Below are 15942 nucleotides of genomic sequence, written 5' to 3'. Positions count from 1 at the left end.
AGGACCCTAGACAAGTCCCATCGTTGCAGGTCAGGAGCACTCTCCGCTTATTTGATCAAGCCTCGGACGTCCCACCTCGTGAAAGCGCGAGGCTAAGGGCTGTCCCGTTTGAGCGTGTGAGCTGGGACGTTGGCTGACGGTACGGTCGTTGTGTGGAGTCCGAGAAGGTCAACCAGTGTCCGTTGCACGGGTCCGGCGCACGTCCTGAGATCTTGGTCGGGCGCCGACTGAAGGAGGTCTTCGCCGCCTGGCATCGGAGCGGAGACGAGGAGGCAGAAGATCCACTGGACGTGTGGCTGATCGACGGCCAAGGTACTTGTGCGCGTGAGGCTGCACTGACTCTCGATGAACACGCCCTTGAGCTTGCAAAACGCCCCTACGACCTGCGCCACGCAGGAATCTCATTCTGGCTTGCCTCCGGTGTCGACCCGGCAGAGTGTGCGCGCCGCGCCGGACAAAGCATCCAGGTTCTCTTCCGCTTCTACGCCAAGTTTTTGGCCGAGGCGCGGAACCACGCCAACAGCCTGATCGAGAAGTCGATGCGAAGGTGGGAGGGGCAGGACGGCAGTGCGGAGGACGCGTAAGCCGGGCCTTGGCCCGGAAATTGCCCGGAACAGCTGGTCAGAGGTGGGATAGCGGTGGGGCATATCGGGAGTTACTCTGCACTTCGCCCCGTGGCTTAGATGCACGTCGGGAAGGGCGCCTGACAGGTGATGTGCCTGTTCAGGCGCCCTTTTTCGGCGTCTAGAAGAAGCCCAGTTTCTTCGGCGAGTACGACACCAGGAGGTTCTTCGTCTGCTGGTAGTGCTCCAGCATCATCTTGTGGTTCTCTCGGCCGATGCCCGACTGCTTGTAGCCGCCGAAGGCCGCGTGCGCCGGGTACGCGTGGTAGCAGTTCGTCCACACCCGGCCCGCCTGGATCGAACGGCCCGCGCGGTACGCCGTGTTCATGTCCCGCGTCCACACGCCGGCACCGAGTCCGTACAGCGTGTCGTTGGCGATCTTGATGGCGTCGTCGAAGTCCGTGAACGACGTGACGGACACGACGGGACCGAAGATCTCCTCCTGGAAGATCCGCATCCTGTTGTCGCCCTGGAAGATCGTCGGCTGTACGTAGTACCCGCCCGCCAGCTCGCCGTCGTACTCGATCCGGTGACCGCCCGTGAGTACCTTGGCGCCCTCCTGCTGGCCGATGTCCAGGTAGGAGAGGATCTTCTCCAGCTGGTCGTTGGAGGCCTGAGCGCCGATCATCGTCTCGGTGTCGAGCGGATGACCGGGCTTGATCAACTCGGTCCGGGCGACCGCCGCGTCGATGAACTCGCTGTAGTGGCCCTGCTGGACGAGCGCCCGGGACGGACAGGTGCACACCTCGCCCTGGTTCAGCGCGAACATCGTGAAACCTTCGAGCGCCTTGTCCCGGAAGTCGTCGTCCTGCGCCCAGACGTCGTCGAAGAAGATGTTCGGCGACTTGCCGCCCAGTTCGAGCGTGACCGGCTTGATGTTCTCCGAGGCGTACTGCATGATCAGCCGCCCCGTCGTGGTCTCGCCGGTGAAGGCGACCTTCGCCACCCGCGCGCTGGACGCCAGCGGCTTGCCCGCCTCCACACCGAAGCCGTTGACGATGTTCACGACGCCCGGCGGCAGCAGATCCGAGATCAGGCTCATCAAGTAGTGGATGGACGCCGGGGTCTGCTCGGCGGGCTTGATCACGACGGCGTTGCCCGCCGCGAGCGCCGGCGCCAGCTTCCACACCGCCATCAGGATCGGGAAGTTCCACGGAATGATCTGCGCGACGACGCCCAGCGGCTCATGGAAGTGGTACGCCACCGTGTCGTCGTCGATCTCGCCGAGCGACCCCTCCTGTGCACGGACCGCCCCCGCGAAGTAGCGGAAGTGGTCGATGGCGAGGGGGATGTCGGCGGCCAGGGTCTCCCGGACGGGCTTGCCGTTCTCCCAGCTCTCCGCGACCGCGAGCTTCTCCAGGTTCGCCTCCATCCGGTCGGCGACCTTGAGGAGGATGTCGGCCCGCGCGGTCACCGACGTGCGGCCCCAGGCGGGGGCGGCGGCGTGCGCCGCGTCCAGGGCGCGCTCCACGTCCTCGGCCGTGCCCCGCGCGATCTCCGTGAACGGCTGCCCGTTCACCGGACTCGGGTTCTCGAAGTACTGCCCACGGGCGGGCTCCACGTACTCCCCGCCGATGAAGTGGTCGTACCGCGACTGGTAGGAGACGATCGCGCCTTCGGTGCCGGGCGCTGCGTAACGGGTCATGTGCTCTGCCTCCCGTGGAAGGGCCGCCCGCCGTTGGACAGCTCTCGCGGCGAGCGTAGGGACGGGGAGGTTGCAGTTACGTTGCGCGGCGGACCTGGTCGTGACGGTCAGTGCCGTGCCCGCCACGGGTACGCCGACTGCTCTGCCTCCAGCTCTGCCAGCCGCGCCCGTATCGGAGCCGTCGGCCGGACGGCGGCCAGCGCCCTCCACACTTCGAGGTCGTTCTCGCCCCACGACGCCTCGGCCCAGCACGCCAGCAGGTCGGGGTCGCCGCCGGAGACGAGGGCCGCGCGCAGTCCGTCTGCGAGCCGTCGGCGCAGCCGCACCACCGCCGGTGCCTGGGAACCGGGCAGCAACGGCCCGGCGTACGCCGCTACAGCCGCCATGATTGAGCCGGCGGCGAGTCTGCGCTCCACGACGGAGACATCGGACTCGACCGGAACCGCGAGCCGGTAGGGCCGTGAACCGAGGACCCCGGTCCCGAGCAGTCGTCGTAGGCGGGCCAGTTCCGCGCGCAGCGTCACCGGTGTCACCGACTCGTCCTCATACAGCGAGCACAACAGCTCGTCGCCGGTCAGGCCGTCCGGATGCCGGGACAGCAGCAACAGGAGCTCGCTGTGCCGGCGGCTGAGGCGCAGTTTGCGGCCGCCCGACACGAGGAGGGCCTCGTCCCGGCCCAGAGCGGTCAGTTGCAGGGCGTCGGTGGCGGCCGGTATCGGGGTGAGCAGCGCCAGCTGGGACTCGGCGGCGCGCGCCACGGCCTGCACGAACCCCAGGCTGTGCGGATGCGCCAGCCCGTCCCCGCCGGTGATGTCGACGGCGCCGAGCAGCCGTCCCGTGCGCGGATCGTGCACCGGGGCCGCCGCGCACGTCCACGGCTGGACGCGCCGGATGAAGTGCTCCGCCGCGAACACCTGCACCGGCCGGTCGAGCGCGACCGCGGTACCCGGGGCGTTCGTGCCCATGGCGGACTCCGCCCACCGCGCGCCCGGCACGAAGTTCATACCGTCCGCCTTCTGCCGGGTGGCGGGGTGGCCCTCCACCCACAGAAGTCTTCCCTGCGCGTCGCAGACCGCGAGGAGGTGCTCGCCGTCGGAAGCGAACGTGCCCATGAGTTCTCGGAACAGCGGCATGACCGGGGCCAGCGGGTGCTCAGCCCGGTACGACCCGAGGTCTCCGTCGGTGAGTTCCACGTACGCGGAGCCGTCCGGTCCTACCCCGGCCCGCGCCGAACGCCGCCACGAGTCGGCGACCACGGAACGCACCGGTCGCGAGACCGTACCCGCCTCGGTGAACGTCTCGTGGGCGCGGCGCAGCACGCGAACCCGCTCGACGGGGTCGGCGCCCGGATTCAGGGCCACCCATGGATCGGTCAACCCGGCCTCCCGCGAAGCGATGGGACTGGACGTGATGAGGAGATGAGGAGATGAGGACTGGTCGTGATGGGGACTGGTCGTGATGAGAAGCGGACGTGATGCGGACCGGACGTGATGCGGCTTGGGACATCGTCACTCGGGCGGCGGACGCGGACAAGCGTCCTGACCCGGTCCTCGGTCGTCAGGCGAAGTTGACGAGTCTGATGTAGCGCGTCCAGTCCCAGTGCGGGCCCGGGTCGGTGTGATCACTGCCCGGCACTTCGTAGTGGGCGAGGATGTGCGAGCGGTCCTTGGGGATCGCGTACTTGGTGCAGATCGCCGCGGTGAGCTTCGCCGACTCCTCGTACAGGGCGTTGGTGAAGTACGCCGGCTTGTCCACCCAGCCCTCGTGCTCGATGCCGATGCTGCGGGTGTTGTAGTCCCAGTTCCCCGCGTGCCAGGCGATGTCGCGCTCGCGCACCATCTGGGCGATGTGGCCGTCGGCGGATCTGACGACGTAGTGCGCGGACACCTGCTTCTTCGGGTTCTGGAAGATGGCGAGCGTGTCCGCGTACGTCGCCTGTGTCACGTGGATGACGACGAAGTCGACGGGGTGGCTCGTCGGGCGGTCGGCCACCGTGTAGTTGGACGTGCTCGCCGGGGACCACTCGGACTGCGGGTAGTCGAGGCCCCGCGGCGCCGCGCCCGCCCGCACGGTGGGGAGCAGTGCGGTGGAGAGCGTGGCGAGGGCCGCGCTCTGGAGCAGGCGCCGCCGGCTGGGAAGGGTGGCTGGCAGGTACTTGGCTCGGTCCACAGGTTTCCTCTCGGAGGGACGACGTGCTCGGCGTGGGCGGGGCACGCACGAGCCTTGCGACGGCGGTGGGAACAGACGGCGGACGGGGTTCGGGCGGCGGGCGCGGTTCGGACGCCGGAGGTGCTTCAGATGCCGGAGGTGCTTCGGACGGTGGATGCGGCTCGGACCGTGGGGCCAGGGCTCAACGAGTCAGGGCTGCGCCGGTTTCGTGCACGAACTCGTGGTCGCGCTGCCCTCACGTGAAACACGGTACGGGTCTTGCCGGTTGGGGAGGAGAGGCCCGCCCAGGTCCGTGGACAGCACTGTGACTGTGGACAACTCGGCCACCCGAAAGGGTGATTACAGCCCCGCGACCCGCCCAGACGTCCCTCGGGCTTGGGCCCCCGGCCAGGCGCCCCTGGGGCCCAGGCGTCCCCCGACCCAGGCGTCAGGCCTACGCCCCGCCGCCGCCCACCGCCGCCGGATCATCGAGCACGGCCCGCACGACGGAATGCGCGGCCCCCAGCAGCGGGCCCTCCGGGCCGAGCCGGGAGACCGACACCGCGCAGGCGGGACCCGCTGTCCTGCGGGCCAGCTCCCGCTCCAGCGAGGGCAGCAACCAGGGCGCCAGCCCGGACAGCGCCCCGCCCAGCACGACGGCTTCCGGGTCCAGCAGATTGACCGCGCCCGTCAGCGCGATGCCCAGCGCGGTACCGGCGTCGCGCAACGCACGCCGGACGTTCTTGTCGCCTCCCGCGGCGTGCTCGGCCAGCAGCCCGACCCGATCCTCGCCCGGTTCGAGGCCGGCCGCGCGCAGCACGGCCTCCTCGCCGGCGTACTGCTCAAGACAGCCGCGCCCGCCGCAGGCGCACGCGGGTCCCTCGGGGCGTACCGGCACATGGCCCAACTCGCCCGCGAAACCACGCGTTCCACGGAGCAGCCGCCCGTCCACGACCACGGCCCCGCCGATGCCGATCTCCGCGGAGACATGCAGAAAGTCGCGCGGTGCCTCCTCGTTGAGCCAGAGTTCGGCCAGTCCGCCGAAGTTCGCCTCGTTGTCGACGGTCAGTGGCAGTACGTCCGGCAGCAGGGGAGCGAGGTCCGTGTCGAGCCAGCCGAGGTTCGGGGCGCGCACCACGGTCCGGGCGTCGCGCGCCACCAGACCGGGCACGGCGACGGCGAGACCCGCAGGCCACAGCCCTTCCTGGTCCGCCTCGGCGACGATCTGGCGTACCAGCGCGGTCAGTTCACCCAATACCGGCTCGGGCGCACGGCCGCGGTTGGTGCCGTGCCGCACGATCCGCGCGCGTACCTTGCCCCGCAGATCGACCGCGCACACGGCGAGGTGGTCGACGCCGATCTCCGCACCGATCCCCGCCGGGCCGCGTCCGCTCAGGGCCAGCGCCGAACCGGGCCGCCCCACCCGCCCCGGCCGCTCGGGACCCAGCTCGTCGAGGAGCCCGGAGCGGATCAGCTCGTCCACGAGGGTCGACACGGCCGCCCGCGTCAGGCCGATGCGCGAGGCGACGGCGGCACGGGAGAGCGGCCCCTCGGCGTTCACGGTGTGCAGTACCCGTGCGAGGTTGCGGCGGCGCATGCCCTGTTGCGTATCGGGCAGTCGTCGGCCGGGGCTGCTGGGGTGGGCCTCGTGGAGCGGTGCGGTCATCTGCCTGAGTCGGTCCTCGTCCGGCCGGTCCCCTGAGGGCTGTCCTGTCCGTGCTGGCGCCCCGGGGAGTCGGCGGCAACCGGTCCCGCTCCCCGGAGGCGAAGCCGTCAGCGCTGATCGGCCTCCCGCTCCAGCAACGGGGCCGCGTCGGAGATTACCCCGGCGATCCGCGCGAGCGCCGCCTCGTCCCGTTCCCCGGCTTCGAGGACCGGCCCGCGTGCCGTGTTCCAGCGCCGGGCCACCGCCGCCGGATCCTCGCCGGTCAGCACTCCCGCGGCCTGCGCGGCGGCGCCGAGCGCGACCAGTTCCTTGGCCTCGGGAACCTGGACGGCACGCCCCGAAAGCCGGCGTACGGTCTGCTGCCATGCCTTGCCCCGGGCGCCCCCGCCGATGAGCAGGAGCGGCGCCGAACGGTCCGCGTCCTCGTCGAGCACCAGGTCGAGCGCGCCGAGCAGCGAGTGGACCGCCCCGTCGTACGCGGCCTGGAGCAACTGCCCCGCTGTCGTGTCGTGCCGCAGCCCGTGCAGCAGGCCCGAGGCGTGCGGCAGGGCCGGGGTGCGCTCGCCGTCCAGGTAGGGGAGCAGCGTCACGCTCGTACCGGGCTCCACGGCCTCACGGTTTATGCCCAGGAGGGCGGCGACGCGGTCCACGGCGAGGGTGCAGTTGAGGGTGCAGGCCAGCGGCAGCCAGTCGCCCCGCGCGTCGGCGAAACCCGCCACGGTTCCGGTGGGGTCGGCGGGCCGCCGCGTCGACACCGCGTACACCGTGCCGGACGTTCCGAGGCTGAGCACCGCGGTGCCCGGGCGCAGGCCCAGGCCCAGCGCGGCGGCTGCGTTGTCACCCGTGCCGGGGGCGACCAGCGTGCCCTTCGAGAAGGGCAGATCGGCGGAGTCGCGGACGGTCCCGACGACTTCGCCGGGCCGGACCACCCGGGGCAGCAGGGCCGGGTCGAGCCCCACGTGGCCGAGGACCTCCTCGTCGTACGCCTCCGTCCCGGACGCCCACCAGCCCGTACCGGAGGCGTCGCCGCGGTCGGTCGTGCCCAGCCCGGTGAGGAGTCCGGTGAGGTAGTCGTGGGGCAGCCGTACGGCCGCGGTGGCGCGGACGGACTCGGGCTCGTGCTCGGCGAGCCACGCCCATTTGGTGACGGTGATGGACGGCCCCGGCACGCTGCCGGTGCGCTCCGCCCACGCCTTGGGCCCGCCCAGTTCCTCCACGAGGCGGCGGGCCTGCGGCGCCGACCGTACGTCGTTCCACAGGAGCGCGGGACGCACCGGGGCGCCCTGCGCGTCGAGAGTGACGAGCCCGTGCTGCTGACCGGCGACGGAGACCGCCGCGGCCTCGCGTGCCGCGTCCCCGCACTGGTGCAGCGCCTCACGCAGCGCGTCCCACCACTGGAGCGGGTCGCTCTCGCGCCCCGCCCCGGAGGACACGGTGTGCGGCGCCTGGCCGCTCGCCACCACATCGCCGGTGGCCACGTCCACGACCAGGGCCTTGGTGGATTGGGTGGACGTGTCCACGCCGACGACGAGCGGACCCTCGGCTGCTGACATCGAGCTCTCCCTCTTCCGCGGCTCCGCGGGGTCTGACCTGGTGTTTTCGGGTTCCTTCCGGGTCGTCACAGCCCTGATTTCACCCGCTGTCCCTCTTCCGGGACATCTAGTCCCTTCCCAGGGATGCCTCCGCATACTAATTTGTTAAGCGCCATGACGAAATAGTCGGAGCAAGCAAGGAGCCGCGGCATGAACTACCAGCCCACCCCCGAGGACAGGTTCACCTTCGGCCTGTGGACCGTCGGCTGGCAGGGAAGGGACCCGTTCGGCGACGCCACCCGGGCCGCCCTCGACCCGGTCGAATCGGTACAGCGCCTGTCGGAACTCGGCGCCCACGGAGTGACCTTCCACGACGACGACCTGATCCCCTTCGGGTCCTCGGAGACCGAGCGCGAGTCGCACATCAAGCGCTTCCGGCAGGCTCTCGACACGACCGGTATGACCGTGCCGATGGCCACCACGAACCTCTTCACGCACCCCGTCTTCAAGGACGGCGCCTTCACCGCCAACGACCGGGACGTGCGCCGCTACGCGCTGCGCAAGACGATCCGCAACATCGACCTCGCGGTCGAGCTGGGCGCGCAGATCTACGTGGCCTGGGGCGGCCGTGAGGGCGCCGAGTCCGGCGCCGCGAAGGACGTACGCGTCGCACTCGACCGCATGAAGGAGGCCTTCGACCTCCTCGGCGAGTACGTGACCTCCCAGGGCTACGATCTGCGCTTCGCGATCGAGCCCAAGCCCAACGAGCCCCGCGGCGACATCCTCCTGCCGACGGTCGGTCACGCACTGGCCTTCATCGAGCGCCTGGAGCGGCCGGAGCTTTACGGCGTCAACCCCGAAGTCGGCCACGAGCAGATGGCCGGGCTGAACTTCACGCACGGCATCGCCCAGGCCCTGTGGGCGGGCAAGCTCTTCCACATCGACCTCAACGGCCAGTCCGGCATCAAGTACGACCAGGACCTGCGCTTCGGAGCGGGCGATCTGCGCTCCGCCTTCTGGCTGGTCGACCTCCTGGAGACCGCCGGCTACGCCGGCCCGAGGCACTTCGACTTCAAGCCGCCGCGGACCGAGGACTACAACGGCGTGTGGGACTCGGCCGCGGGTTGCATGCGCAACTACCTGATCCTCAAGGAGCGGACCGCAGCCTTCCGGGCCGACCCCGAGGTCCAGGAAGCCCTGCGGACCTCGCGCCTGGACGAACTGGCGCAGCCCACCGCCGCGGACGGCCTCCAAGCGCTCCTCGCGGACAGCGCCTCCTTCGAGGGCTTCGACGCCGAGGCGGCCGCCGTGCGCGGGATGGCCTTCGAGCGTCTCGACCAGCTGGCCATGGACCACCTGCTGGGCGCCCGCGGCTGATCGCGTACAGGGCCGACGAACGACCCCTGCGCCTGCGCGGAAGCGTCCGGAATCATGCGGTCCACGCCGTGAGTCCGTGACAAGTCACGCAGCACGTTCCGCATGAAGTTCCGCGCAGGGGTCGCTTCGTGACCGGTTCGAGGCGACTCTTGATGGTATGGCCACGCCGCCCTTACCGCCCGAGCCTCCTCGGCCGCCGGACAACACGCCGCCCTACGGTGGTGGCGGTTACGGCCCACCGCCCGGAGGCTTCGGCCCTCCTCCTGACGGTTACGGCCCACCGCCAGGAGGTGGCGATCCGCCGTGGAACGGCGGGGGAGGGGGCGGCTGGCAACCCCCTCCACCATCATCGCCGCCACCCGGGCCGCCGGGCGGCCCCGCCGGGCGCCGCAGGACGCTCCTGATCCTGCTGGCAGTGATCCTGGGCATCGGAGCCGTGTCCGCGGTCGCCCTGGTGGTCACCAGTGGTGACGGCTCGTCGGACAAGAAGCCGCCTACGGAGAGCAGTTCCACCAAGGGCCGGCTGCCGTCGCCCTCACTGAGCATTCCGTCGCAGCTCCCGACCGAACTGCCGTCGTCGCTGCCCTCCGGTGTGCCGTCCGAACTGCCCAGCGGTGTGGAGTCGCTCCTCCCGTCCCTCGCGAGCGACGAAGTGCCCTACTACATGCTGCGGACCGGCGACTGCTTCGACATCGACGGCAGTCGGCCGGGCCAGGCGGTGAAGCGTTCGTGCGACCGGAAGCACGACGCCGAGGTCGTGACGGTGACCGAGCTGGAAGGCGCGTACACGACCGATGCCGCCCTCAAGAAGGCGGCATCGGGCCTCTGCCAGGACCCCTTGGACACCAAGGCGGCCAAGCAGCCCGCCGACACCGTCCGCGGCACGCTGGTGCAGTACCCCGACCCCGCCGGATTCAAGATCGGCATCGACAACGTCGCGTGCAGCCTGGCCGCCGACAGCGCCGACGGAAACCGCAAGCTCACCAAGCCGTTGAGGTGAACCACGCGCGCGTGGGCAGGAGCGGTCAGGCCATGAACGACCGGAGTGCTTCACGCGCGCGTGGAGGACGAAAACGCCGATCGGAGCCGTCCGTTCAGACCCCGTGCGGCAGACGTACGTACGTCACGGTGGTCTCGATCCCGCTGTCCACCAGGCGTCCCTGGGCGTCGAAGGCCCCTGTCCCGTCCGTCATCCCGAAGTCGTTGTCGTTGATCAGCGCGAGCGTGTCACGGCCCACGCGCGCGACGCCCTCGATCTTCCCGGGCACCCCCTTCACCTTTCCGAGGTCGACGACAAGACGCTTGCGCAGCACGGGAACGCCGGACGCGGCGGGGTCCTCCAACTGCTCAAGGGACGGCGACGTCGTGCTGTCGTCCCACTTGTCCCCGAGGATGTCCGCACCGCGGCTCAGCTTCACGACCTGCAACCGGGCCGCCTTGTCGGTGCGCTCCTCGACCAGCAGCTCGTCGCGGCCCACGGCCACCACGGACGAGATCTTCAGCTCGGAGGTGTCGTCCTCGCCCGGGTCGACCGTGCCCACCGGGTCGAACCGGTACGCGTACTCGGCGGTGACGGCCCGCTTCTTCGGTGAGAAGCGCAGCAGACGCGCGGTCAAGGACTCCTCACCCGCATCGGTGTCCGGCAGGGACAGCGGACTCTGCACGGCCAGCACCAGGTCGCCGCCCGGAAGCAGCGCGAGCCCTTCGAAGCCGCGGTTGATCTTCCGGTGCAACAAAACCGCGGGCAGCGCCTCGACCACCGGATAGCCGGCGCCGGTCAGGTTCAGCCCTTTCGGCACGTACCGGGTGAGTACCTTCCCGCGCGCGGAGACGTGGACCAACGAGGGCCCGTACTCGTCGACGAGCCAGAAACTGCCGTCCTTGGGGCGCACGATCCCTTCGGTGTCCAGACCGTTCGGGTTGTACGAGAGCGGGGTCTTCGCGTCGTAGGAGTACGGAGCCTCGTCGCGTGCCGCCTGGTTGGGCAGGCCGGTGACGGGCTTGCCCGAACCGGTGGTTATCGGAATCGCGTCCAGTACCTTCACCGAGTCACCGGACACCCGGATCTTCACGATCGCCGGGTCGAAGCCGGGCACGGGAAACGTACGGCGCTTCACCCCGTCGACCTTGATCTGGCCGTTGGGGCCACGGTCGGTGACGGTCCAGAACTCGCCCTTGCGGCCCGCGGGGTAGATGTCGCTCCCGATGCCGCCGAGGTCCACACCCCGGTCGTCCGCCACCGTGCCCGGCAGCAGCCCGTTGCTGAAGGTGCCGAGAGGGATGTCGCCGAGCGTCGCGGAGCCCGTGACCCGCGCGTCCCCCGAGGGCGCGCCGACCGCGGGACCCGTCACCACGAGAGCGGCCAGCACGGCGAGCGGCACGCCCGCGGCGACGGAACGGTGGACGCGGCGCCGGCCTGCGGCGTACGGGGACATGGGGCCTCCTGGTGCACAAGTTCGATGACTGTCGCCAGATTTCGCCCTCGCGTCGAACGCCGTACGGCCACTGGGTGAACACCGGGCGTCCAGCGCTCATCCGGTGAACGCGGGCCACGCCTTCGCTCGCCCACGGTCCTGTGCCCCGCCCGTCCCACGAGCTGTTGCCGCTCCCGGCCCTCGGCCGGGTGTCACTCCCGCCCGTCGGCCAGGGCCAGGGCTGTCGCCGGGTCCTGGGAGGCCGGGCCGACGGGAGCCCAGCGACCTCGTTCCTTGCGGTACGGCCACCAGCGGCCGTCCGGCCCCAGCCGGAGCTGGGTCTGTCCGCCGACCACGGTCCAGCGACTGCGGGACGCGCGCAGGACGGGCCGTTCGCCGTCCTCCCAGGCCGACTCCAGGGCCGCACGCGCGCGTGCGAGCGTTTCCGCCTCCGCCGGCCGGTCCGTCTCCAGTACGTCGAGTGCGGCCGCGCCCCCGTACTCCCAGGAGCGGACCGCGAGCGCCAGCCCTTCGCAGTCGCGCCCCGAGCCCTCGGCGAGCCGGGCGGCCACCGGGACCTCGGGTCCGCCCGACGCCAGCCGTACGGCATCCTGCGCGGGCGTCAGTTCGGCCTCCGCGGCGCGCTCCTCGTGGCCCGCCTTGAGCGCGTCGACGAGCAGCCGGTGCGCCTCACAAGCGGCCTGCGCCGCCAGGAACTCAAGCGCGGACGGGTCGACCCCGGGAGCGGGGTCGGTCTCCGTGTCCAGGGACGGCGGCAGGCCCGGTTCCGCGGGCACGGCAGGCGCCTCGGGCAGCGGCGGCAGGATGTCCCCCGCCGCGTACGCTTCGGCGGCGTCCACGCCCGCGTACGTCTCCTGCGGCACTATGACGGTCTCGGCCTGGGGGACGCTGCGCAGCTGCAATTCGTCGAGGAGTTCGCGCTCGCCGCGGCCGCGCAGCAGGAGCAGCACGAAGGGGTCCTGGTCGAGCAGCCGTGCCACCTGGTAGCAGAGGGCGGCGGTGTGACCGCAGTGGTCCCACGTGTCGCAGTCGCACTCCGCCTCCAGATCGCCCATGCCCGGCAGGAGTTCGACACCGGCGGTCGCCGCGTCCTCGACCAGATGGGGCGGCATCTCACGGTCGAGCAGTGCCGCGATGTGTCCCGCCCGCTCGACCGCCATGCCCAGGAAGCGGTCCCACTGCTCCTCGGACAGCTCCGGAAGCAGGACGTCCGCGCGATGAGCCGTGTGGTCGCGGTCGTTGACCACGGCGGTGACACGCCCGGGGCGGACCGACACGGCGCCCACGGCCCCCGCGCGCGCGAGCCGACGGCCCGTCTTCAGCTGCTTCAGGTCCAGCGTGGCGTCCTCCAGCGCCTTGAGCCAGGCCTGTCCCCACCAGCTCTGGGCGAATCCCCGGCCCTGCGTGGGCGGCAGGGCGGCGAAAACGCGCTCCGGAGTGTTCTCGTACGGATCGCTCATCGGGCGCCTCCTCGCAGTTCCACCAGGTCGGCCAGTTGCGCGTCGGTGAGTTCGGTGAGGGCCGACTCCCCGGATCCGAGCACCGCGTCCGCCAACTCCCGCTTGCGCAGCAGCATGTCGGCGATGCGGTCCTCGATCGTCCCCTCGGCGATCAAACGGTGCACCTGCACCGGCCGCGTCTGGCCGATGCGGTACGCGCGGTCGGTGGCCTGGGCCTCGACGGCCGGGTTCCACCAGCGGTCGTAGTGCACGACATGCTCGGCCCGCGTCAGGTTCAGGCCCGTGCCCGCGGCCTTCAACGACAACAGGAAGACGGGCACTTCGCCCTCCTGGAAGCGCTCGACCATGGCCTCGCGCTCGGGGACGGGCGTCCCTCCGTGCAGGAACTGCGAGTGCACACCGCGCGCGTTCAGATGCCGCTCGATCAGGCGGGCCATGCGCACGTACTGCGTGAAGACCAGAACGCATGCCCCCTCGGAGAGGATGGTGTCGAGGAGTTCGTCCAGTAGCTCCAGTTTTCCGGAGCGCCCGGCGATCTTCGGCCGGTCCTCCTTGAGGTACTGCGCCGGGTGATTGCAGATCTGCTTCAGCCCGGTGAGCAGCTTCACGATCAGTCCGCGCCGCGCCATGCTGTCGGCGCCCGCGATCTCCGCGAGGGTCTCGCGGACCACGGCCTCGTACAGACCGGCCTGTTCCTTGGAGAGGGACACCGCGCGGTCGGTCTCCGTCTTCGGGGGTAGCTCCGGTGCGATACCGGGATCGGACTTGCGGCGGCGCAGGAGGAACGGCCGCACGAGCTGCGCGAGCCGGTCCGCCGCCCCCGGATCCTGCCCTCCCTCGACGGCCTTCGCGTACTGGTTGCGGAACGTGCCGAGCCTGCCCAGCAGACCCGGTGTCGTCCAGTCGAGGATCGCCCACAGCTCGGAGAGGTTGTTCTCCACCGGCGTGCCGGTGAGCGCCACACGCGCGCGTGCGTCGATCTTCCTCAACTGCCTGGCCGTGTCCGAGTACGGGTTCTTCACATGCTGTGCCTCGTCCGCGACGACCATGCCCCAGGAAGCGTCCGCCAGACGTGCCGTGTCGAGGCGCATCGTGCCGTAGGTCGTGAGGACGAACTCGCCGTCGGCCAGGTCCTCCAGGCTCCGCCGGGACCCGTGGAAGCGGCGGACCGGGGTGCCGGGAGCGAACCTCTCGATCTCGCGCTGCCAGTTGCCCATGAGGGACGTCGGACAGACGACGAGTGTGGGGCCCGCCGCGGACTCGTCGGTCTGCCGGTGCAGATGCAGCGCGATGAGCGTGATCGTCTTGCCGAGACCCATGTCGTCCGCGAGACAGCCGCCCAGCCCCAAGGACGTCATCCGGGCCAGCCAGTTGAGCCCGCGGAGCTGGTAGTCGCGCAGGGTCGCGGCCAGCGCGGGCGGCTGCCCGACCGGCTCCTGCCCCTCCGGATCCGACAAATGGTCACGCAGCGTCGCCAGCCACCCCGTGGGCCGTACGTCGACCCGGCGGCCGTCGACCTCCGCGGAACCCGTGAGAACGGCGCTCAGCGCGTCGACGGGCGTCAGTTTGCGGTCCTGCTGGGTACGGGCGCGGCGTACCTCCTGCGGATCGACGAGGACCCACTGGTCGCGCAGCCGCACCATCGGGCGGTTCGCCTCGGCGAGCTGGTCCAGTTCCTGGCGCGTCAGCTGCTGGTCCCCCAGTGCGAACCACCAGGAGAACGTCAGAAGTGCGTCGGCCGATAGGAAGGAGGGGGTGTCCGAGGCCGGTCCGTCACCGGCCCGCTCGTCGTCCGGGGGGCCGATGACCGCGCGGGCCGTCAGCTTGTGTGCCAGTTCCCTGGGCCAGTGCACCTCCACACCGGCGGCCGTGAGCGATCGCGCCCCCTCGCCCAGGAGTTCGGTGACCTCCTCGTCGGCGAGTTCGATCGAGTCGGGCACGGTCGCCGACAACAGGGGTGCGAGCGGTGCCCAGGCCCTGGCCGCGCGGCGCAGCGCGAGCAGGGCGTCCATCCGCGCGCGCGGGCCGAAGGCCGGACTCGACCCGCTCCACACCTCGGCCGCGTCCGCCAGCAGGGCCGGGTCGCTGACACTGTGCAGTTGCAGCACCGCACGGAACGGCAACCGGTTCGCGTCCGACACGGCCGACGCGAGCCCCGGCACCTCGACGCGCAGCGAGATCCTTACGCCGGCGTCGTGGCCCGCCGCGACATCGGACGCCCAAGCGCGATGCTCGGGCACGTGCTGCGGTTCGGCGGCGGCGAAGGCCGGGCCGCCCGCGGCGAGTGCAGCCGCGGGGGAGCGGGGGAGGGTGTCGGCGACGGCGTCCAGGAAGGTGCGCAGCAGCCACTCCGGATCGGGCAGTCGCAGCGGTTCGGTCGTGTCGACGGGCACCGCGTGGGCGTGCGGCGGCATCGCGGCGGCCAGCTCACGGATCCGCTCCAGGTCCCGGGAGCCCAGGGGGCCCGCGCGCCACGCGTCGTGATCACCGGAGCTCAGGCCGGGCAGCAGCAGTCCGCGCGCGGCGAACTGCAGCGCCAGGACGGCCGCGGCACCCCAGAAGGCGGTCGAACCGTGAGTCCGCGCGGCGGCACGCGCGCGCGTGAGGACCGGGAGCGCCGTCCGCACCGGCAGGACGACGGCCGACACCCTCACCAACTCGACCCCGTCCTCGCCGGGAAGGACGACGGACAGCTCCTCCACGGAGCCGTGACCGAGGCCGTGCCCGAAGCCGGAACCGGAGTCGGGATCAGATCCGGAGTCGGATCCCTGACCGGTGCCGAAACCGTAGCCGGCGGAACCGATGACCGGAGGCTCCTCGCCGTCGGGCAGCCAGAAGGCGACGCTGCCCGTGCGGGCCGGGTCGGCAGGGACGAAGACGGCGCAGCAGCGCGCCAGTTCGGAGATCTCGGAGGGAGTGGGGGCAGGAATCCTCTGCACAGGGATGAGCGTGTTCCTCAATTTTGACTACCGGGGGTGGAGGTCGCCGAGGGTACAGCGCAGCACAGGATGAACCAAGTGTCCGATCTGTGATGCCAGTCACTTCTCACTGAAGGT

At 70.9% G+C, this 15942-nt stretch carries 11 protein-coding genes; 3 read left to right on the top strand and 8 right to left on the bottom strand.

The annotated features are described in order from the left end of the window. Window positions 1-152 precede the first annotated feature (152 nt). A complete protein-coding gene (locus ACZ60E_RS26260) occupies window positions 153-584 on the top strand; it encodes a hypothetical protein (RefSeq protein ID WP_469443534.1) in 432 nt (143 codons plus the stop codon). Window positions 585-744: 160 nt separating this feature from the next. Here the strand turns inward: ACZ60E_RS26260 and exaC are convergent, their stop codons facing one another. The 5 genes from exaC to xylB form a co-directional block, all read right to left on the bottom strand. After that, window positions 745-2268 (bottom strand): acetaldehyde dehydrogenase ExaC, encoded by a 1524-nt coding sequence (gene exaC, locus ACZ60E_RS26255; protein ID WP_384811234.1) that lies wholly within the window; start codon window positions 2266-2268, stop codon window positions 745-747. Window positions 2269-2375: 107 nt separating this feature from the next. Then, complete coding sequence (locus tag ACZ60E_RS26250; protein ID WP_469443531.1) at window positions 2376-3644, bottom strand: GAF domain-containing protein; 1269 nt, start codon at window positions 3642-3644, stop codon at window positions 2376-2378. A 181-nt stretch (window positions 3645-3825) separates the two neighbouring features. Then, complete coding sequence (locus ACZ60E_RS26245) at window positions 3826-4437, bottom strand: N-acetylmuramoyl-L-alanine amidase (RefSeq protein ID WP_469443529.1); 612 nt, start codon at window positions 4435-4437, stop codon at window positions 3826-3828. 433 nt (window positions 4438-4870) lie between these two features. After that, the gene (locus ACZ60E_RS26240) at window positions 4871-6082 is read right to left on the bottom strand and encodes an ROK family protein (protein WP_469443527.1); all 1212 of its coding nucleotides are present in this window, start codon (window positions 6080-6082) and stop codon (window positions 4871-4873) included. 107 nt (window positions 6083-6189) lie between these two features. After that, a complete protein-coding gene (gene xylB, locus ACZ60E_RS26235; protein WP_469443526.1) occupies window positions 6190-7635 on the bottom strand; it encodes a xylulokinase in 1446 nt (481 codons plus the stop codon). A gap of 189 nt (window positions 7636-7824) precedes the next feature. Here xylB and xylA point away from each other — a divergent pair, with 189 nt between their 5' ends. Both xylA and ACZ60E_RS26225 read left to right on the top strand, forming a co-directional pair. Continuing rightward, a complete protein-coding gene (xylA, locus tag ACZ60E_RS26230) occupies window positions 7825-8991 on the top strand; it encodes a xylose isomerase (protein ID WP_469443523.1) in 1167 nt (388 codons plus the stop codon). Between the two features lie 415 nt (window positions 8992-9406). Beyond that, on the top strand, window positions 9407-9991 hold the full coding sequence (locus ACZ60E_RS26225) for a hypothetical protein (RefSeq protein ID WP_385832503.1): 585 nt from the start codon (window positions 9407-9409) through the stop codon (window positions 9989-9991). Window positions 9992-10085: 94 nt separating this feature from the next. Here ACZ60E_RS26225 and ACZ60E_RS26220 read toward each other — a convergent pair whose 3' ends face one another. The 3 genes from ACZ60E_RS26220 to ACZ60E_RS26210 form a co-directional block, all read right to left on the bottom strand. Next, on the bottom strand, window positions 10086-11426 hold the full coding sequence (locus tag ACZ60E_RS26220; protein ID WP_469443521.1) for an esterase-like activity of phytase family protein: 1341 nt from the start codon (window positions 11424-11426) through the stop codon (window positions 10086-10088). Between the two features lie 191 nt (window positions 11427-11617). Further along, a complete protein-coding gene (locus ACZ60E_RS26215) occupies window positions 11618-12886 on the bottom strand; it encodes an SWIM zinc finger family protein (protein WP_469443520.1) in 1269 nt (422 codons plus the stop codon). After that, window positions 12883-15825, bottom strand: a complete 2943-nt coding sequence (locus ACZ60E_RS26210; protein ID WP_469443517.1) for a DEAD/DEAH box helicase — start codon at window positions 15823-15825, stop codon at window positions 12883-12885. The genes ACZ60E_RS26215 and ACZ60E_RS26210 overlap by 4 nt, the downstream gene beginning before the upstream one ends. Window positions 15826-15942 lie beyond the last annotated feature (117 nt).

The organism is Streptomyces sp. NPDC102514, from assembly GCF_055584525.1.
The sequence above is the reverse complement of the archived record's forward strand: the minus strand, read 5'-3'. Positions and strand labels throughout refer to the sequence as shown.

What these genes read in the sequence shown, in the direction of transcription:
- exaC (WP_384811234.1), bottom strand. Translation starts at nt 2,268, where the DNA reads ATGACCCGTTACGCAGCGCCCGGCACCGAAGGCGCGATCGTCTCCTAC.
- ACZ60E_RS26240 (WP_469443527.1), bottom strand. Translation starts at nt 6,082, where the DNA reads ATGACCGCACCGCTCCACGAGGCCCACCCCAGCAGCCCCGGCCGACGA.
- xylB (WP_469443526.1), bottom strand. Translation starts at nt 7,635, where the DNA reads ATGTCAGCAGCCGAGGGTCCGCTCGTCGTCGGCGTGGACACGTCCACC.
- xylA (WP_469443523.1), top strand. Translation starts at nt 7,825, where the DNA reads ATGAACTACCAGCCCACCCCCGAGGACAGGTTCACCTTCGGCCTGTGG.
- ACZ60E_RS26220 (WP_469443521.1), bottom strand. Translation starts at nt 11,426, where the DNA reads ATGTCCCCGTACGCCGCAGGCCGGCGCCGCGTCCACCGTTCCGTCGCC.
- ACZ60E_RS26215 (WP_469443520.1), bottom strand. Translation starts at nt 12,886, where the DNA reads ATGAGCGATCCGTACGAGAACACTCCGGAGCGCGTTTTCGCCGCCCTG.